Annotated in this window: 9 protein-coding genes and 1 pseudogene; 4 read left to right on the plus strand and 6 right to left on the minus strand. The window is 56.1% G+C overall.

All coding sequences use genetic code 11. The features are described from left to right. Positions 1–9 precede the first annotated feature (9 nt). Together GO488_RS20280 and GO488_RS19295 are read right to left on the minus strand one after the other, a co-directional pair. Positions 10–117: pseudogene (locus GO488_RS20280) on the minus strand (DUF7558 family protein); the annotation flags it as partial. 465 nt (positions 118–582) lie between these two features. Next, the gene (locus tag GO488_RS19295; RefSeq protein WP_162319483.1) at positions 583–1,578 is read right to left on the minus strand and encodes a single stranded DNA-binding domain-containing protein; all 996 of its coding nucleotides are present in this window, start codon (positions 1,576–1,578) and stop codon (positions 583–585) included. Between the two features lie 1,171 nt (positions 1,579–2,749). Between GO488_RS19295 and GO488_RS19300 the strand changes: the two genes are divergently transcribed. Continuing rightward, complete coding sequence (locus GO488_RS19300) at positions 2,750–8,836, plus strand: hypothetical protein (protein ID WP_162319484.1); 6,087 nt, start codon at positions 2,750–2,752, stop codon at positions 8,834–8,836. Positions 8,837–9,383: 547 nt separating this feature from the next. Here the strand turns inward: GO488_RS19300 and GO488_RS19305 are convergent. Further along, positions 9,384–10,262: a hypothetical protein gene (locus GO488_RS19305; RefSeq protein ID WP_162319485.1), complete on the minus strand. Its 879-nt coding sequence runs from the start codon at positions 10,260–10,262 to the stop codon at positions 9,384–9,386. Positions 10,263–10,646: 384 nt separating this feature from the next. On the opposite strand from GO488_RS19305, the gene GO488_RS20285 reads away from it, so the two are divergent. The 3 genes from GO488_RS20285 to GO488_RS19320 all read left to right on the plus strand — a co-directional run bounded on the left by GO488_RS20285 (position 10,647) and on the right by GO488_RS19320 (position 12,910). After that, positions 10,647–10,892 (plus strand): winged helix-turn-helix transcriptional regulator, encoded by a 246-nt coding sequence (locus GO488_RS20285; RefSeq protein ID WP_367398194.1) that lies wholly within the window; start codon positions 10,647–10,649, stop codon positions 10,890–10,892. Positions 10,893–11,525: 633 nt separating this feature from the next. Further along, positions 11,526–11,777: a hypothetical protein gene (locus GO488_RS20010; protein ID WP_241692987.1), complete on the plus strand. Its 252-nt coding sequence runs from the start codon at positions 11,526–11,528 to the stop codon at positions 11,775–11,777. A gap of 455 nt (positions 11,778–12,232) precedes the next feature. After that, positions 12,233–12,910 carry an IS6 family transposase gene (locus GO488_RS19320; RefSeq protein WP_162319487.1) on the plus strand — a complete coding sequence of 226 codons (678 nt, stop codon included), beginning with the start codon at positions 12,233–12,235 and terminating at the stop codon, positions 12,908–12,910. Between the two features lie 19 nt (positions 12,911–12,929). Here GO488_RS19320 and GO488_RS20165 read toward each other — a convergent pair whose 3' ends face one another. The 3 genes from GO488_RS20165 to GO488_RS19335 form a co-directional block, all read right to left on the minus strand. Further along, entirely contained in the window at positions 12,930–13,430 is a 501-nt protein-coding gene (locus GO488_RS20165) for an XF1762 family protein (protein ID WP_338401346.1), read from the minus strand. 156 nt (positions 13,431–13,586) lie between these two features. After that, complete coding sequence (locus GO488_RS20290; RefSeq protein ID WP_367398193.1) at positions 13,587–14,534, minus strand: RecB family exonuclease; 948 nt, start codon at positions 14,532–14,534, stop codon at positions 13,587–13,589. Continuing rightward, the gene (locus GO488_RS19335; protein WP_162319490.1) at positions 14,455–19,767 is read right to left on the minus strand and encodes a DEAD/DEAH box helicase; all 5,313 of its coding nucleotides are present in this window, start codon (positions 19,765–19,767) and stop codon (positions 14,455–14,457) included. Before GO488_RS19335 ends, GO488_RS20290 begins: the two co-directional genes overlap by 80 nt. Positions 19,768–19,817 lie beyond the last annotated feature (50 nt).

A 19,817-nucleotide genomic window follows, 5' to 3' on the forward strand; every position in this document is an offset into this window, starting at 1 on the left:
GTGTTTGGGTCACTCCGCGGGCGTTGTGATGAGGTGTTCCTCAAGGTCGCGCGTCCAGTACGTCGCCAAGCTACCTGGGTTACACCGCTCGCACAGCCGTAACTGGCTTTTGAGATGTGCAACAGGTGGGACCGCGCGCAACGGCGTGAGCACGGTGGACCGCCGCGAGGCGCGCGTTGCGCCGAGCGCAGCGCTCCGTCGTCCTCGTGAGCGTCAGCGAACAAGGGCTCGGAAGACGAACAGAGTGAGTCTTCCGGTGGCGCCGCGCGCTGTCGAAAACACCAGCTATACAGTTCTCACTGCCCCACCGGCTGGCCCACGTGGATATCCCACCAGAGGCCCAATCGCTCTGGATACCCGGCCCGACTGACCCACGTTGACGCCGTCTGTGGATTTAGCCCCAATCCGTGGCGTGGTTGGCTCGTCGCCGTCCCGTGGTGCCGGTGGGCGGCGACGAGGCCGCGTGCACGAGGTAGCTCTGCACCGCCCGGACGGCCCACCTCGACGGAGGAGCCGCCGACCGAATCGGGGTTAGTCGGCCAGCGTCACCTCGACGGCTTTGTTCATGTCCATCCGGTTGACCTACGCATGAGTGTCTGATTCCACGTCCCACGGAGCCAGCCGGGGACTCTCACCGGCACACCCGAACGAGGCGCGACAGTCGCCGGTCGGGGCGGGACCGTCGCCGCGTTCGAGGATGCACATGGTCGTCTTGCTCGTCACGGCCAGCGTCTTCAGCCCGTTGTACTCGCCGGGCTTGCCCCCACAGAGACGCACCCGGTCGCCTTCGTGAAGGGTTCGAACCATCGCGCCGCCGTGAACGGATTTCACCCAGACCGTCACCTTCGCCGTGTCGCCGTTGTCATCCTCGACGTAGGCGACCTGATACTGATTCGGCGCGGCGGGGTCGTCGATAAGATGCGTGACCGTCCCCTCGATGGTGGCTTCGTAGCCATGGGGGTTCATGTCTGCAACGGGCACCGGTGCGTTCATCCCGGCACGGGCGGCCGTGAGCGCACCGAAGACGCCGTCGAAGCGTGAGTCGGTGTCGGTCGTGTGAGTTGCGACGAGGCGGCTTGCTGCGGCGTGGCTGATGCCAGTCTGGTCGCTGACGGTGGTAGCGTCTCGATTCACGTCGGCCAGCGCGTCGGCGTCCATCTCAGCGCGGGGGTCTGGCTCTGCCTCGAAGGTTTCCGGTCGCTCTTGCTCGCTGGTGGTGAGCTGGCGGGCCGAGGTTTCGCGGTCGATCTCGTCGTGAGCATCGCGGGCCTGCTTGGAGTGCCGGGCCTGCTCGGCTTGCTCGCCGTGGCGTTGTTCCTGAGCGGCCAGCGTTTCGCCGTGGCGGCGATCCGGCGCGACATCGGTCGAACGGGTCCAGTCGTAGTCGTTCTGGCGAGCGTAGTAGTTGCCCCGCGAGTCACTGCCGCGATTGGGCCGGTAGTCGAGTTCGTCGCCGTTCGCCGTCTCGGCGACTGCTTCGAGGAGTTGCTCGGGGCCGCCGTCGACGTGGGCACCGAGTTGCAGCTGCTGGTCAATATCGGACGATGCTTTCTTACTGCCGGAGTCGTTAGCGTACATTGTCTTCTTGCGCCTACGGGAAGACACTTATCGGGTGTTCCAGCACCCGATTTCCTGCGGCGTGAAACGGCCTTCGTGAGCGCCGCGTGTCGTGCCTTTCCGTACATAAGGCCACGGGTGCATGGTACTTAAAACCAACGACCGAAGTAGGTTGCTTCAAGTGGAATAGAATAACGATAGAGTGGCCCAGAAGGCGTATTTCTGATTTCGAATTTTTGCGAGATTAGTATATAAATGCGAGTTGATGGGATACCCTCGACGGCGGGGGACATCTTGTGCGGTTGCGGTGTCGTGAGCATCCCGTGGGGCCGCCCGAGTGCCGGATGGGTGAAAGCCCGGCACGGCCCTAGGCCGTGCCCGGAACACAGTGAGCGAAGCGAACGTCCTCGTTCCGGCGAGGGAGGGCGGCCCAAGGGTTCTGCTGTTGTGGTCGGGTGGGACTGAAAGGGGCACGGCGCTGGCGCTCGTGTAGTCGTGTCAGCGACCCCTCTCCGAGCGTAGCGAGGAGATGTCGCTGAGCGACCGCCAGCGTCGTGGGGCTTTCAAGGAATGCTGGTTCCTCACCGTCACCGCTGCCGACAATACGAGCGTAGTGAATTCGGTTCGCTATCTCTGACAGATTTCAGCGGTACGCGTGTTAGCGCCGTCAATTATCACGGGGATCGCGCTGCTCGTTTTTCGTCGAGTAATCTCTATCGATCTGTAGCGATTTGGATTTCCAAAGCAGAATCTAGATAGAGCCCCGTCGCTTTTCTTGTCCAGAAATTTGGTACACGCTCAGAGACGGTTTCTCGTGCTCGCATCACCATTGGTGCACCAATCGAAACTACCGTTCCCGGCATCTATCCATTTCTCACAGCCGCCCAGCGGCGGCTGCTGCCGCTGCATTCGATAACACGGGGAACCACATATCCAGCCAGTCCGTCAGTCCCACACCGCTTACACACCAGTCTTTCAGCGCTTGCTCCTAGCCGCCAGCCCCTCGCTGTCATTCACCGAAAGTCCGGTGTCACTAGGCTGGTATCCAATCTCGAGACCAGAGGTGCTCGAGCGCCCCGAAGCCGTGAGGATGTTAACAAACGTAAATATCTTAGCTAGATAACCTGATTCCGACCACTTCCGATCATCATTCGCCGGAGGATATTTATCGCAAACATGATGATAATACCGAGTGGACGAGATCGCCGATCAAAGATACCGGACCTGGTTCGAACAGCGATTCAAAGATACACTTGATGACCTTACGGACGCCGCTGATCCGGGTAATGATAGGAACCTCCAAGACGAGTTCGACAAATCCCTCACGAGCCATGGGAACAGCGAGGAGAAAATCGCCCGCAGCCATGAGGGACGTGAACTCATCGAACTAATTCAGAACGCTCGTGACGCGATCGAATTAGACGGAGCTGGCCAGGTATACGTCGGTATTCTGGATGATGGAATCCTCGTCGCGAACACTGGGGAGGCGTTCGATCTCTTCGAACGCAGTACGGAGCGGGCAGTGAAGATGATCGGGGAGTCGAACAAGACAGTAGAGGGTGAGAGTGGCGTGGATCTCGAGTCAGATTCAATCGGGCATATCGGTGTTGGCCTCAAGTCGACTGTTGCGGTCGGTGATGATTTCGAGGTGTGGTCGAAGCGAACACCGGATGCATCACCCCTTCGAGTTCGGTATAGTCGTGCCTACATCACTGCAGCAGTCCTCGGCGTGTTCGGGAACACATTTCCTTCGGACCTCGACATCACCACAGGGTCAGTCGGCCCGTTCGCAGACCGATCGGATGAGTTGTTTACACCAGCTGAGGCTTTTCAAACCGAGAACCAACGCCCCCTCGATGATCTCGGGAAGGTGCCACAGTTCTGGTTTCCCTGGCCGCTCGACCCCAACAAGCCGGGGCCGTCAAATCCGACGCTGTCGAAACGAGCGAAAGACCTACTCACGGATCCAAGCGAGTCGTTCAGCGGGTTCGAGACCACCCCCTCCGAGCCGTTCACTACGGCTGTATTTATCGAGTACCGGGATGAGAATTGGCGGGCACTACTTGAGGAGTTTGAAATCCCAACACCGATTGACACCCCGGAGACACCGGCCACTCGGGCAGATGAGCTCTGGGCGAGGCTTTCCTATTACGGGGATCAGGCCGCCGGATTCGACCCGGAGACGCTGATCAACCTGGGCAAAATCGATAACTTGTATATCGAGCGGCTCTCGGCTGGAGAGACTGTCGAGGCCGAACACTGGGAGCGAACTTCGAAGGAGCCCCCACATTCCCTTCCGGTAGAGAAAGTCTCCCATCGTTGCTTCGACGTGACGATATCGGATAACCAGGGTGACAAGCAGACACTCCATTACGACAGTTTCGAAGCAGAATGGGAGGAAGCAGACGCCACACGACCACGTGTCATCGTTGAGCAGCCGAGGGCCGATGCAGAGGGTATGGCACGGTCGAGTTATCCACTGCACCTCTACTATCCGATTTCCTCGACAGTCGGTTCGCTCCCGGTCAGTGTCCATGGCCGATTTCGCGTAACGACCGAGCGAAAGGACCTGAGTCGAAGTGAGGCCCAACACAACTTGGACGTCCTGGGGGATGCGGTCAGACTGCTTGGTCACGTTGGAGGCGGGGCCGCAACGTTAGCGAACCATCCAGAGACCGCATCCCATTGGAATCGATATCCGTGGCTCTTGCTGCCAACAAGCAATGACGCATCGGCGAGCAGCGGAGCCGAGCCAAAGGACACACCTGAGTTGCTTGACTGGTTTCGAAGTCGGATCGTCGAGGAACTCACACAGGTGGATGCGATAGCTACCCGATCCGAGACAGTATCGGTAACAGAGGCTATTCTCTATCCGACGACGACCTCACTCGCCGCACTCGCCGCGAGCACTGAAATCCTCAAGGAACCAGCTCCGCTCGAAGAAGGACCAGCGCTTCCGGTGTCAGGCACGCTCCGGGCAGCGCACGATCGGTTTACTGACACTGACGGAAATCCAGTCGACACTGATCGACTCAAAGAATTCATCGGCCGTGACCGGTCAGAGGCGACGTTGCGGGCTTGGACGACGTGGTTGAACGGTGCCCTGACAAGGTCACCGGGAGACACCAAGGGCGGCTCCGAAACAGTGTGGACCGTCAACCAAACACACGGACGAGAACTGTTCCGGGGGCTCGTCGAGCTCATCGATGCCTCAGTTACAGCGATAGATACTGATATGAAGGCCCTATTAGAGAAAGACTGGCTCACGGATGAAGAGGACGGACTCACCGGCGTTCATATCCTCCCATGTCAACGGACCAGAGACGATGAGAAACTCGACTTAGTCCCGATCAGGCCTGCACCTACGGGGAACCTCGACCGAGGGGAACAAGCTGCTAGGACGGTTTTCTGGGGTCTCGACCCTGAAGATCTTTCGGTACAGTACCCACCCAAACACGGCACGTTCGATGTGTTCTTTCTCGATCGGATGGTTGAGGGAGGGACGACTACAGACGTACTTGAAGCAGCGGGTGGAAAGGCGCGAACGTGGGGCGTGCGTAAATACAACGATTTCCCAGACCTGTTCGAGGCGTTCCTGCAGACGTTCAAACCGGTTGACCGTAATCTCGGTTTCGATAGCCTCGCCGGCTTGAGCCAGTACATGCCAGAGATTGCAACTGGGTCGACATCCTTGAGTCAGACCGAGCTGTCGATCGCTGGGCGAAAGACGTTCCTGGATGCGGCATCGGATTCGAATGCGCGACACCGTTTACGGGTGCGACTGGCGGTGCGTCGTTCAAAGCTTGATGCGCCTGAGATTCCCAACGTACCGCTCTCGGATTTAACGCTATCACGAACTTGGCAGAGTCTCCGATACCGGGCACTCCACCCGGATGAAAAGGGTGAGTCAGACGTTGACGAAACTGAACGGGAATCTATTGAGACGGTTGATACTGATTGGGATATGAACCAGGTTCCGGACCCTGAGTCCGGTTGGGGTTCGTTCCCACTTGATACGACAGATCCCGGGGTCCAATCAAATCTTGCCAGAACGCTCTCATTGCTTGGGGTCAGTAGCATCCCGGGAGTCCGGTATCTTCCGTTACACGGGGATGCCCACCCAGAACTCAGTGGTGTCCCCGGTTGGGAGCCCGGTATGTGGGATGAGGCCGGACAGACAGAGTGGATTATCCACCACCGGCGGAGCCTGCAACAGGCAATAGAAGTAACAGAATATCGTGAAGTGGTGACCAGCGAGCAGTATCACCCGAGGTCTGTATTCAGCCACGGGTCCTGTGCTAAGGCACCGACGAAACCGTCTCACTCACATCAGCAGTCGTATCTCATCGGCTGGACCTGGTTCGAGCCCAATCAGCTCGCGACGCTCATCGACAATGCGGAGACGGTGCGACAGGTCTTAGGAAGGTATAGTACGAGCTATCAGAATCAGCTTCTCACGACGAGATGGGATTGTCGTCGCTTCAGCACCACCTGTTCAAGTCGCGAAGAAGACATTCCAACTGTCGCGAACCTCCAGCTCCGACAGCTCCCGATTTGGGATGGTGTAGTGAACATCACTAAGACGCTGCAAGACAAAGATGTATGGGAGACAGAGGAGGACCGACTCGACTGTGCTGTCATCGAGACTGGGAGCGGGGGTCGGTCCGGGTGGCGGCTGTTCCCTTATGTCGATCCTGACAGCTCAGCGTTGCACGTCGACACGGAGTTGCTTGAGACGCTCGGTGTCGTCTCCCTGAAGGAGATTGAGTTGACGGGCGCGGAGTATCGACTTCAGCGGGTTCAGGCAGAGCTTGTAGAAGGGTCCGACCCACTTGCAGAAAGCGATGAACCCAGACCGTTGTCGATACCGCGGTCACAGGAAGGGAATTGGAAACGGGCGTACTCGCTTTTGCTTGATCCAATCCTTGATGCCTGGAATGGGGCCGACACCGAGTCGGGAGACGACACACTCAATCAGATCCTCTCACGAGCAACCCATCTACCGATACGCAAAGATGGCAAGTGGCACGCCGCGCCGATATCGTGGATCCGGGCGCATGGTGGCGACTCTGTTTGGCGATATCCCGAACGCAATCCACCACGGTGGGTCACCTCAAAGCTGGAGCGTGCCAACGCTGGCGAACCAGGGTACCGAGTCGAGTGGCCAGCTACTGCAACTGGCTTTGCCAAATTCGTCGAGGAGGCGCTCGGGGTCCCGGAAATTACCGCAACAGAACCGAACCTCTCGTTCGAGGCATTTACCGAGCAAGAAGAACCGATTGAGACTCGCATTGCCCCGAACTTACTGACGGAGTGGACGGATACGCTCGAGAACCGGCTCCCATTATTGCTGGCGGTTATTTCGACGGAGAGCGATGAGCGATTGGCATCAGCGACCGAACAACTCCGGACGGCAATCGACAACATCGGGCTGGTTCGTACACTCTCAGAGGGGGTCAAGAACAACCTTTCAAATCCGAAGTCAATCACGTATGACATCGGCGAGACTGGGGATCAGCAGGGAATCGCTCTGGTGAAAGATGAAATCAAAGCGATGGAGCTATCGGCGCTTTCCCAAGGCCTTGCACTCCTCTTGGGCCAGTTTACCCATCTCTCGCGCTTCCGGCAGATTCTGGAGGCAGAAGAGTATGGAGACGCGAAGCGTTGGTTTGAAGGAACCCTCCCGGTCGATACCGCGGAAGAGTTCCTTGACCGACGACGACGCACTAATATCCGGTCCCGATTGGAGCTGGGGGCCTCGCTACTCGATGCGTTCAGTGATACCCGCCCGCAGGTCGAGGAGGCCACGCTAGAGTTGGAGACCCTCTCAGAAGAAGAGGATACCCGGTTCCATCTACTGGCAGACGAAATCCGAGGAGATGAACGCAGTGCAGACCTCCCAGAGGGTCTCAGCGAGTACATCAGCGCTTGTCGAGATGTCGACCCGTGGCTCCGAGAGGCTGTCGCGTTAGTCATCGATCCCGTCACCGATACTAGCGCCACAGAGGGCGTTGAACCGCTTCGCGATCACTTCACCGAGCACACACCCGGAGAACACAGAGGACGGCTCATTGAGTGGCTCGTGAGTCACCGAACCCAGTTCCCTGGAGCGCTGACCACCGATAGAACGCACGGACAGTACCGCCGGCTCGCCGCCGCCGATAGCCTCTGGGGGAAACACGAGAGCGCGTTCCTTGAAACGGGCACGGACTGGCAACAGGCTCTCGACGCACAATCGCACACGCACTCATTGGCTGACGCGCTGCCCGAGTATGCCGATCCAGCTGAGCACGGCATGTACTGGATCGAGCTAACCAAAGGCGAGCGTTTGCTGTCGCTGACCGATGCGTTCATTGACCAGCTTGCATCGGAACTGCCGGACGCGACCGCAAGTGCAGTTCGGTCATATATCATCGACGATACGGCGCTACCCGCCGAAACCGAGTCGACACAGAATCATAAGGCACGGGCGTTCGCCGCGGCTAGTAGTGAACTGAGTGATACCGAGCTTTCAGGGTTCGAAATAATGTCTGGCCCTGGCGGGATCGTTCAGCCCGGTACAACCCATAGTAACACTCCTGGTCGAAGGAACGACACCGGCGCGAGTACATTTACCGGCCGCGGCGAGATTGCCGAGGTTGCGGTGACACTCGAGATTCTCGAACGAACCGCACGCTGGTTGTCTAATGGTGAAGGACGGATGGATGCGCTAATCAAGCGATTCAACCGTCTCTATGAGACACAGACGAGTGGCCGGGTCAGCTATCAATGGCACACGAAGCGCCAGTGGAACCGGGAGCTGTTATCCCTACTCAACGAGGACGCCGATCTCCTCGCAACGGAATTCAGGAACTGGCGGAGTCACGTCAGAGATGGGAAGTCACTCATGGCTCTAACGCCGGTCTCCTTGCTTGATGTCTCCGGAGAGCGTGGACCTGGTTTCGATGTCATTGATCCCCTCAAGAGTAGTTCGGGGGGTCAAGAGCTTTACCCACAGCCGCTCGAGATCAAATCAGTCACGAGCGTGGAGCCGCCGTTCGGCATCAGGCTCACAACTAACGAGTACCAACAGTGTAAACGGCACATCAAGGAGTCTAATCACCCGTACGTCATCCAACTAGTCTACGTACCGACCGAGGAACCAAGCGTCGCAGCGTCAGAGGGTGTGGGGCGATACCCCATAGAGAGCGTTGAAGATCTCGAGCAGCTGCTCGGAGGGGCTACCTTCGATATGCAGATCCGGGGCGGGTACCTCACTTCAACCTTCGGCCAACGGTAAATCGAACGGCCCGGTGATTGGTAGATGAGCTTCTTGATGGAACCAGTACATTCAGACATCCCGACGATTCCGAACAGGTTGTTCTGTACTGGTTGTAGCAATTCTCGATAGATAATTCGAAGCTAGTCCCTTCTGCGCCTTATTCCATAGGTGGGCTGGAAAAACTGCTAGCAGCACGTAATATTGTCTCTTCGACTGTGTAGCGATAGTTCACTCGAGTCACCAGAATATCGGTTTTCTATGTATTGCTTATTACACAAAGCAGGAGATAGCTGGCTAACCAACAGTTGCAGGAAGTACCGGGGATTCTGTTGGTTAGTATAGTGGATTAGATACTGAATTTGAGTCGTGGCCACAATTAGTCTGTCACACCTGTTGTGACGCCGTCGAACGCTGCTACCGCCTCGCTCGTGTTACGAACACTCACTATACCACTGATACAGAGGGCCGCCCGCCCAGTCCTGCAGCTAGCGAACAGCGGCGTCGACGACAGCAGGGCACGTGCCGTCGCGTCCCACCAAGCAGTTCGTCGCTCAGTTCGCCGGCGTCACGCGGAGGCCCCGCTCTTCCCCGTCACAACGGGCGTGACACCACCCGTTGTCGCTTTGCCTGCACTCCCATTCAAGAGATCCAGACCAACGTAGCGCTGGTCCAGCAAGCGCTCAGCAGTATCCATGTTCATCACTAGTATTTCCATCTTGTCCTGTCGCCGTCCGACTTGCCGAGTCTTGGCGACAAGATCCGTCCCACCCAACTCCTGTAGCTTATCCCAAACACGAGCGATGGTCTGACGATGCGGCGTCGTCCCGAGTTCGGCGAGTAACGCGTCCTCCACGTCGGCCTTGGTGAAGAAGACGCCACTCCCGTCAGTCCGTTCGGTGGCGAACTCGGGCCAGCGCGTGGCGACGCTAATCGCTCGATAGGTGTTCTGGCGGTTCGACTCCTCGACGAATAGCGTCTTAATCTTCTGGTGGCGACAGTTCGCGAAGAAATCCAGTGGCGAGGAACTGGGTTCGATACCCGCTGGGAGCTGCTCGGCGTCTTCCTGCTGGTCGGCGTCGGCTTCGAGTTGCTGGGCTTTCGCGATGGCACTCTTGGCGACCTCGTGCGTCTCTTCCTGTTGGGCTTCGATGTCGTCTAGTTGAGTGGCATTCTGTTCACTCGCGGCGCTCGCTGTGGTTGCGATGTCGTGGGTGCGCTCCTGGTCGGCTTCCAGATCGTCGATGGTATCCTGCAGGTCGGTGACGGTCTCGACAAGCGTTTCGAGAAGCTGTTCGACGAGCGGGTTGATCTCGCAGTCGGCTAGCTGTGCGACGAGGTCGTCGAGGGTCGATTCATCTTGGCCGATGGCCATGTCAAGGGCGTCGGCGACGGCGGCGTCACGGTCATCAACGGAACTGTCGTCGGCAGTAGTTGGGTCGGACATTGTGGCTGCAGTGCCCGTCCCGGAATCGAACCGGAATGACCGACCACGGTACGGGCGAGCGAGTTGGCCAGCGCTGCCGCTCTCGCGGTGAGGCTGGTATAGTTCGTTCGAGGGTGGGGTCGCAGCGGAACGGCGGTGTTACCGGCCCAGCTCAGCGAAACGGTAGCGAGCAATGCGACTCACCATCGTATCGTCTCTCCAACATCGGTTCGTACGACGAGTGAGACACGTATCGCCCACCCCCCGACTCAGCTGCGTTTGATGCTTACCTGTCAGCCACTACTGCTGGACCCCATTAATAATTTCCGGCTAGCAACTAATTTCCAAGTGCATATTAAAACCAGACCATTGATATTTTCTAAGTTCGGTGCAACTCCAGAGATAATGCCGGATCCGGGTCGCAAGCCAACCATTTCTGACGTGGAGATACTCAAAGAGTTTGCCCTGTGCTCAGACCCATTTATGCATGCAACAGAATTGGCCGAATCTCTAGATATGTCTCGACAGGGAGTCCACAAGCGGTTAGAACAACTCGAGGAGAATAGCTACTTAGCCAGCAAGATCACTGGTGGGACGCGAAATTGGTGGCTCACTGACGATGGGCGAAACTATCTCTCTGAACACTCCTGACTTTCTGGAAGCCACCAACCAATCATAGTCGATGTTGGCTTCTTCCGATTGATTCTATCCGCCTCCCAGAGCTGTTTGAGTCGCTTGTTTATCGCTGCCCGGCTGATTGGTAAGTGATTCGAAAGCTCACTAGCTGTCACAAAAGGCCCCTCAATCTTTTCGAATGTCTCAATGAGTTCTTTATCTGAAACCCGTTCGTTTCCATGGGTAGTACTCATGTCTTCGTATGGGATATTAGTTTCCGCATGGAAAGAATTTATGGTGGCTGCGTACTATTACGATAGATAGGGATACACGCGCTACTGGGCCATATCAGCCGAAGTCTCCCCGGTGTAAGAGCACCGAGACGCGTGGTTCCTCCAGAGAACCAATGGCAACTACGCAAGCCAATCCCCAAGAACGTATCGCCCGTAATCGACTGAACCAACATACGCATTTCCTAGGCGTTGATGGCGACGAAGCTGCTGTCGTCGTTGTCGGCGGAGATCTGAGCGCTGGAAAGTTTGATCGCGCTGAGACGTCCTCCCAATCCCTCCGAGACTGGTGTGAGCACACGCGGCGAAAGCGTAGCTTGGACGTCGGCCCACATGTCGGTGGCTCGCTGGTCGGTGACTTTGTGCGAGGTGTCGAGACATGAGATGTATCGTTGACGACCGCAAACAAGTCCGGCGGGCTGCTCAGGCAATTCGTGAGTCGGTGCCGACCATCGCTGTTGACGTAGTCGCGCCGAACGCGAGTCGGCACGACACGTGGACGCTCGACGCGGTATTGCCTGACCGTAAGAGTGTGCCACCTGAAGTGCTGCGGGAGTTAGCGTTGGCCGAACTGACGCTACAGCCAGTGCCGTCGCAGGCTGGGAATCAGCATGCTGTAGCGACAATATAGACGGTTTGAGTTAATTGGTAACAAGTAATTTTAAACGCCCTAATCTCATTCTAGAAACCTCTCTCACCACGACCGAGATCTGGAGGCGATTCATTAGGATCCGATCAATGCAGATGCCTTACCAAGACTAGGAGGACACGCCCGCACGTCAGTCATGAATCTGATGAACAAGATAATCACGGCTACTCCGAAAGTATTAGCCGCTCTCATCAAACGTCTCTTTGCGGAGGTTGGCGGTTTGCATGAGCACTTCTCACCTTTCCAACTCGCTCAACCCGATAGTGTCGAAAGTACGGCACGGTCTATAGTAGAATCTGAAAGTCTTTGCAGGGCCTCTTGGCATACAGGGCCGCTACACGTTAGTTTTCAGGCTCACGCTGGGCGCTGTGAGTAGACACTTCTGGAGATTACTATAGTTGAGGAGTTTAGAGAGCAGGTCGTAGCGAGAAGTGCTCATGCAACTCGCAGACCTGCTCAAGGAGACATTAGATGTGGACAGCCAAGACATTTGGGAGAATGAGCGCACCCCGACACTCGTCCGGCGATTTGGGGTGCATCTCCACACGGCGGGGCTGTCGATCAGGGAGACGGTCGCAATCTTAGATATCTTGGGTTTCCAACGTTCTCACGGCGCAGTTTGGCAGTGGGTTCATCGGCTGGCCGACAGCGAGACGGACCCGCCGACGACGAAGCCGTCGCGGGTCGCGGTCGACGAGACCGCTGTCCAGATTGACACCGACTGGTATTGGCTGTATGCGGCGGTCGATCTCGATTCGTTGTACCTGCTAGACATCGACGTTTTCAGCCGCCACGGCACCAATCCGGCGGCGGCATTTCTGCATCGGCTCACCGAGAAGTACAATGTCTCCGAGACAGACTTCTTGGTTGATGGCTATGGCTATCGGACTGCCCTCTCACGATTAGAGTTGAGCGGTCAGGTCGAATACAGCGACCGAAACCACATCGAAAAGTGGTTTCACACCCTCAAACAGCGAACTGACCGCTTTCATACGTGTTGGGTGGACAGTCGGCCGGCCGTCACCGAGTGGTGTCAGCAGTTCAAACGCTATTACAACCAGCAACGGCCTGATCAAGCGCTCAATGGCAAAACGCCGGCGGAGGTGCTGAACTAGACAGTGCCGAAAGTACCATTCAATCACGCAATTGGTAGATCCACTTACGACGAATAAAATCATCAACTGAGGAACGTCCATCGCGTGACTGCCAACTATCTCCTTGAGCTTTTTCTTCTCGAACCAATTTGAAACCCGCTGCTGAATAAATTGTTCCCTTGTTACCTGCAACTCCAGCATGAGCGGAGATTCGTTGATACCCCTCTAAGAACGCCCACTTTCGGGCCCGAGCAATAAGCCAAGAACCCGTATTTGGTGGTCTTTCAGGTTTCGAGCCATACCGCGTAATCGAGAGTTCTTCATCTTCATCAACCATTCGAGCCACAGGACGGCCAAGAACGCAGACAGCAATTAGATTAGATTTATAACGAGCACCGAAAGCAGCCTTCCAGCCCGGGATGCCCCCTAATTTGTGGTTCACCTCCTCTGATTCGAGAAATTCGTTAATCTCGTTTCGACTTCGCTCTCTGGTTAGTTTGAGATCCGATACAGAACCAGGTACTGTTATTAGATTTCCCATCGTTTGCCTGAGGCAATTTGCGCCTCACCGAATCAGGCGCACAAAAAACCAGAACGGAACCACTAACAGGAATCTCTACACCTGGTGTCATGTGATTGAAATAGACTTTTTCGATATTGGATGAGGTGCAAGATGAGCTAACTCGCACTTCACTACTTACTTTGGTTCCGGGTCTTCACCTACGACGGTTTGTCCATCTGTACACCGGTGAAGGTACGAACAATGGCTACATTTCTGGACGGCTGGATCTGTCTCGTAGAATTCTATATCCCCTTGGCTGGTCCAGAAGGCCCTATTATTCGTAATTCGCTCTTGTACCCGTCTGATGTCTTCTGTGGTCGGCACCATTCGATCGAATTCCCCACTTCCTGTATGTGCTAATTGGACCCGAATCCGACTGAGTTCGGGTTCATACGCTTCGTGAGCATAGAGCGCATATGCTTGCATCTGTATCGTCGGGTTACTGAACCGGTCATACGCACCTGTCTTCCAGTCAGTGACGACAAAGTCCCCCTTTGGGCTCCGCGTACAGAGATCTGGTTGGACGGTAACGGGCTCTTCGGCAATATTGAACGTCTGGCGCGTTTCGTGGGCGATGTAACGGTGGTCCTCAAAATGGGGCCAAATCACCCGGAAGAACCGCCTGATGTGGTTACGGGCTGTACGAACTAATGACCGCGTGAAGGAATCGCTATCAAAGGTTTCTATATCCGTATCATTAATCCGATCTGCGATCGTCTCAGCATTCGCTTCGGTATACCTCTCAAGTTCATCTTTCGCATAATCAGTTGCAGTCTGGAGATGGATGTTCTCACTGCGAGCCCACCGTGCAACTTGCCCCGCGAGAGATTTGTGTACGACTGTTCCCAGGTAGGCTCCGGGTGACGGTGTATACTCACTATAGTCACCAGTAGACTCGGTCTGTTGGTACCGATAAAAGAACCGCCGTGGACACTCTTCAAACACCCGCGCTGCCGACGCCGACCAGTTTACGTGTGCAAACTGTTCTGAGTCATTCATTCCGCTATTGGAGTTGATCGACGATTGAGTGAGCCACCTCTGGCAACCGTTGGGACAATTCGTAGTCTGAGTAGTCTTCGTCATACGTCGCCGACGTCGAGGCACGTGAACGCCGCAGACTTGAACGAACACCGAACGTCATTGTCGCCCCGTCAATCTCGATTTCCCATTTATCATCGTCAATCGCCCCGAGTGCAACATCTTCTTCCTTCAATTTCAAGGTACGTTCGAGCTGCTTTATCAGGCTTTGTGTCTTTTCAGGACGAAGTGTTGGTGGAATCCCCGTCTGTGCGTAATCGAGCAGGGCCAGGCCCTCGTGGCGATTCAACGAATCGTGGAGATGGCGGTTCTGATACCGGCGCAAGCAGTTGTGACATGCCGTATCGCATGAGCAACTCTCGAGGATTGAACGGGCTTCTGCACATACGGCGTGGAATTCTTCCCAGACGCGCGATGAGAAGCCAGCACCGCCAGCGGTTGTGTCGAAGAGGAAGACCTCGATAACGCCCCGTGCGTCGATGTCGGCGTGCTCTGCCGAACGAGTACGGAATCCACCTTCGAGTTCGTCATCTTCGATACCCAGCGCACGAGATGCACCCATGACTAATGCTTCAGCTAACGACTGCCCTGGTGTCTCGAACCATGCTTCGGAGGGAACGAACTCCATCTCATCACCTAACGGGATTTGGAGGACAGTCAAATCACTAGGGAAGCGGTGGCTGAAACTCGTCGTGACTGTTGAGCCGGTACACTGATCATCCCAGTCATATTCCTCAACAAATCGGAGATCCTGGGGGTATGGACGGGCGTGTGGGTTCGGGAGCGGGCCTTCGCGGCTAACGGCCCCACAATCGGTGCAGACCTCGAATCCATCCTCATCAGCCCCAAAGTTGGCCACAAGAAGCTGTTCGTCATTCATCTTCCCCACTATCGAATGGCCAATGGATTTCTCCTCTGCCATCTCGCTAGCGTTCTCACTCTCGTGAGAAGTCGACGTCAGCGGGTATTTAGGCTGTGTCGCGTAGGCTCGGTTCTCGTTGTAGTCCGATCCTTTCTCAGCTGCACCTGTCTCATCGACTTTCGGTGCAAATGCCTCCGGGGTGTACATTTGAAGGGAACTGACGGTCGCTCCCTCACAGACAGGACACTCTATATCCCTGGCTGCCAGACTCTCATTATGCTCGTCAAAGACTGTCTTACAGACGTCACACCAGTTCAACCAATCGAGGTCTCCCCAGTCTTCGCCAGCTAGTCGGTTCTTGGGGTTTTCTGGGAATTTGACATAGATACCGTAGGACTCATAGGTCTTCTTGTCAACGACGATTTCTCGGCCTGGAACGTACGTTGAGAGAGCCTGTTTCAGATCCCGAGACATCTGGTACTTGTTCTTCGGCTGTGACGACCCGGGCTCATTTTCGCGCACGACGAAATCGGCCACATCAGTCGGGAACGAGAACGTCGGAAGTAGGGCTGCATCGAGAAGGACGGAAAGTAAATCGTCGTCTTCCGTGGATTGCTCTTCCCATTCTGTCTTGGCTTGTAGCTCCTGGAGTTCGCTTAGGAACTCTGTAGCGGCGTCGCGGACTAATGCGACCTCCCAGTCGGATGAATGTCCCTCTCCTAGTGCATCCGGAAGGAGGGCCCCCAATTGCTCGAGCGTCGACGATGAATCGGCGAAGATCTCTTCGTCCAGCCAGTCTTCGAACGCGGCGAGGGTTTGATCCCCGTCTCCTTCAAAGAACTCGGCTGTACCTTTGAGCGAGCGGAATACGGCGGCTTCCGTCTCGACGGCTGATGGATCGAAGAACCGAGCAAGCAGCGAGGCGTTGATGTGCCGTCGGGCAATCTTTTCGTTGCCGGCGTAAATGATCGGTGCGTTCCCCTCGCTCGTAATCATCTCCTCAGGATTCTCGAAGTAGTGTGACTCGTGAGGGGAGTTGTCCGCGAAGGTGACGATCGTCGAGAGTCCGGCTCCGCGACGTCCTGCCCGACCAGCACGTTGCTCATAATTCTCTGGTCCTGGCGGGACCGTCCGCATGGCCACGCCAGTGAGGCTCCCAATGTCAATCCCGACTTCCATAGTAGTCGTACAGCTTAACACATCGATCGGCTGATCGGTCTCGGAGTCCCCGACGAGGATGTCCTGGAAGAGGAGTTCATACTCTTCGGAGCGTGCGAATGCCTCAGAGTTGTCCTTTGCACTCAGTTGCGCAGAGTGCTCTTCTGAACGCAGCGTGAGCGGATCCCGTTCGCCATGGAGCACTTCGCGTGGCGGGTTCCGAAGGAAGTTCTTCCGTGCCTGGAGATGGATGTCATCGTCACTAACCTGACTCAGAGTTCCGCGACATCCATCGTAGGGACATGAATCATTGAGTGACACTACCGAGAACCGGCGACATCCTTCGCACCGGTACCAATCGTCGTCGAGTCGAAGATCGATTGTCGTTGCTTTTGGATTGACGAAGTAATTACCGTGGGAGGCCCCAAACAACACAGGCTCTGTCGTCATCAACGCCCGTCTCAGACTATTCCATGCCTCTTCCGGCACTTCGTCGTCGAGTGATTCTACAATATATTCAGGGATTATTTCACTGTGGAGGAGCCCTGTATCGTCCGGGTCAATCCAATTTTGGTAGGGATAGGAGTTCGAACGCCGTCTGGCTTCAATGCTTGAATCAAATGCCCGTTCCTCACAGGCATGACGAAGCGCCTCAATGAGGATGCTCTTGAGTTGGTCTGTCTCAATTTCAGGGACGGCTTCATCGATTCTCTCAAACACCTCCTCGGACGGCGCAATGTACCCGACGAGAGCACCGGTGATGGAGTACTGTTCATCGCCCAACGATCGGAGGAGAAGTTCCTCATACTGGCGGGGACGCTCCGACAATGCATTGCGTGCGGCTGGCACCTCCGGAATATCATCGATGGACTCAAGGTAGTACTCATCGACAATGTCGGACAGGTTCCCACGAATATCCTCGAAGTGGGAGCGTGAGCCCTTATACACGACGCCCGACTGATTCGTGTATTGGTCGCTGTCGTCGAAGAATACGATGTTGTTTTTCTCACAGTAGATTGCGAACTCGGCGAACAACCGGTCCATCATGATTTCACCGTCCGCGGATCCAATAATGTCGGTTAGGACCTCGCGGAACGAGTCGGATTCAACGTTCGATTGGAGATCGCGAGCTAAGCGGGCCGCCTTCTGTCGACCGTCAGAGAAGCACAATACCTTGCGCCCCTCGTTGGGGAACTCCTCTTTATCTGGATCGGTCGGCTGGATACCGAACATCGAGCGGACGCTATGCGCGAATGGCTCCTCACCTTTGGTGACCAGATCTTCGACCTTCGTGTCGCCATTTGGACGGCGTCGCTCTTTGATCCCGCACGCCGGACATTGAGTCCAACTCCACGCATCGTCCTCGTCCGGCGGCTCTTCAGTCGGGACCTGAACCTCGATATGAGTGGTCGACCCTTCGTCGTCCACGTGCCGATCATCAACAAGATGGCCGGAGACAATCGAGAGGTTTCGTGAGGTCGTCGTCTCAGCGAGCGAACGGCCGTGTTCGTGGTCTGGATTGGGGTCATCCCGAGGTTCTTCAACTAAGAGATGAAGTTCGTCCAAGTCCTCGCTGCTCTCAGGGTCTGACCACAGGAACGTCGGCCCGCGGTCGTCGTCAGAGCGTCGATACGCGCGCAGATATGCTGCTCCACAGGTGCGGTGGCTAATCAGTTCGAAGACGCGACTGCCACAGGACTCACAGGTCGTGTGCGGATTACTGTAGATGCGCCCGAGGAGGTTCTCCCCCTCTGTAACCCGGCGGCCGCTGCATTCAGGATTGACACACGCATACTGGGCAGGGAGCCCTTTGAGGAACATATGCAGGCGCGTCGGAAGCAACGCCTGGTCCTCTCCCTGGCGGGCCTCGGTACAAAGATACAGAAGATTGCCTGTCGCCTCAAGAGCCAACTCCTGATCGATATCCTCGAACAACTCTTCGGCAAGCGCCGATAGGCGTAGTGGCTCTTCACGAAGGTATTCGTGTGCTAACCTGAAGAGTGGGTCATCGACTAACTGGTCAGCAAGGTACGAACGGACCGATTCTACGTCATCACTTTCAAGAGGATCCCAGCCTCGTTCGCTCGCTACGTTGCGAATCTTCGATGAATCATCGAGTTGGTAGCCAACCCGCTCTAGGAGTTGCGCCGTGCGTTTCTCGCTCGGTTCTCCACCTTCGTACTCCACCTGCTCACCGGTGATTACTGAGAAATCGTCCGGATTTTCGGTTGTGAGCTGGGCCGCAAAGTCTGGGGCTGCTTCCTCTACGTTTTCGCCCATCGTCGCACTCGTGAGGATGAAGCGCACACGTTCGCGAGATATCCCGAGCTTCTGAAGCAAGCGGCTCAACAGGAGCGCCACCTCTGCTCCTTGGGCGCCTCGGTAGAGGTGTGCTTCGTCGAGGACGATATTCAACTCGTTCTCTTCATCCTCTGCCAGCCATTCTCGGGTATCCTCAAAGAGGGGTTGTTCGATCGGCCGGAGTAGCATGTACTCCAGCATCGAGTAGTTCGTAATCAGGAGATCAGGCGTCCCGCCATGGGGGTTGCTTCCATCGCGGGTGTGCATCTCCTGACGCGTAAATAGTTCGGTATCGCCAGGTTGGGTACGGAAATGTGTCTCCTTCTTCTTGTCCTTATTCCGGAACCCTTTGAGGTCCTTGGCTGGAATGCGGCCTTTCTCTGCGAGTTGTTCATAGAGGTCCGGCTGTTCTTCCTTTAGGTCGAGATACCGGTTGATAATCGGTTTGACTAGATTATCGTTCTTGCTGGTATCATACTTCCCGTGATAGGGTGTACGACTCGTGTACATCCCGAATTGTACCCGCCGACCCATATAGTCCTCAAGTGTATCTGCTCCGTCCTCATCACCGAAAAGCAGGCGCATCCGCGAGAGTTGATCCGCGACGAGGGCGTTCATTGGATAGAGAACTAATGTCCGTATCCCACGTTGGTCGGCTGTCTCTCCTCGTGCTGCCTCCTGGGCGAGCTGACCTAGAATTGAGTAAAGGAATATCTCTGTTTTCCCGGATCCTGTTCCGGTGGATACGATGAGATCGTCCTCGTCGTTGAAGAACGATTGGAGAGCGTCGGCCTGGTGTTTGTACGGCGGATCGAAGATGTCGAGTTCGTCGCTTTCGAGCTCTTTCAGCAAATCGACGACTTCGCTTGGCAAGCCCAACTCTCTGAGGGAATCCCCCGAAACATAGGTCGGTGTGGCCTCGACCCACGGTTCGGTGGCCGTCTCTCCCTCGTCCATCAGGGCACGACGTTCCTTGAGAAGCCGTGGGTGATGGAGGTGGTAACGTG

This window comes from Haloarcula limicola (assembly GCF_010119205.1).
Lineage (GTDB): Archaea > Halobacteriota > Halobacteria > Halobacteriales > Haloarculaceae > Haloarcula > Haloarcula limicola.

Excerpts from the sequence above, each read along its gene's own strand:
- GO488_RS19295 (WP_162319483.1), bottom strand. The coding sequence starts at position 1,578 with ATGTACGCTAACGACTCCGGCAGTAAGAAAGCATCGTCCGATATTGAC.
- GO488_RS19335 (WP_162319490.1), bottom strand. The coding sequence starts at position 19,767 with ATGGACGAGGGAGAGACGGCCACCGAACCGTGGGTCGAGGCCACACCG.
- GO488_RS19305 (WP_162319485.1), bottom strand. The coding sequence starts at position 10,262 with ATGTCCGACCCAACTACTGCCGACGACAGTTCCGTTGATGACCGTGAC.
- GO488_RS20285 (WP_367398194.1), top strand. The coding sequence starts at position 10,647 with ATGCCGGATCCGGGTCGCAAGCCAACCATTTCTGACGTGGAGATACTC.
- GO488_RS20010 (WP_241692987.1), top strand. The coding sequence starts at position 11,526 with ATGAGATGTATCGTTGACGACCGCAAACAAGTCCGGCGGGCTGCTCAG.
- GO488_RS20290 (WP_367398193.1), bottom strand. The coding sequence starts at position 14,534 with ATGACGAAGACTACTCAGACTACGAATTGTCCCAACGGTTGCCAGAGG.
- GO488_RS20165 (WP_338401346.1), bottom strand. The coding sequence starts at position 13,430 with ATGGGAAATCTAATAACAGTACCTGGTTCTGTATCGGATCTCAAACTA.
- GO488_RS19320 (WP_162319487.1), top strand. The coding sequence starts at position 12,233 with ATGCAACTCGCAGACCTGCTCAAGGAGACATTAGATGTGGACAGCCAA.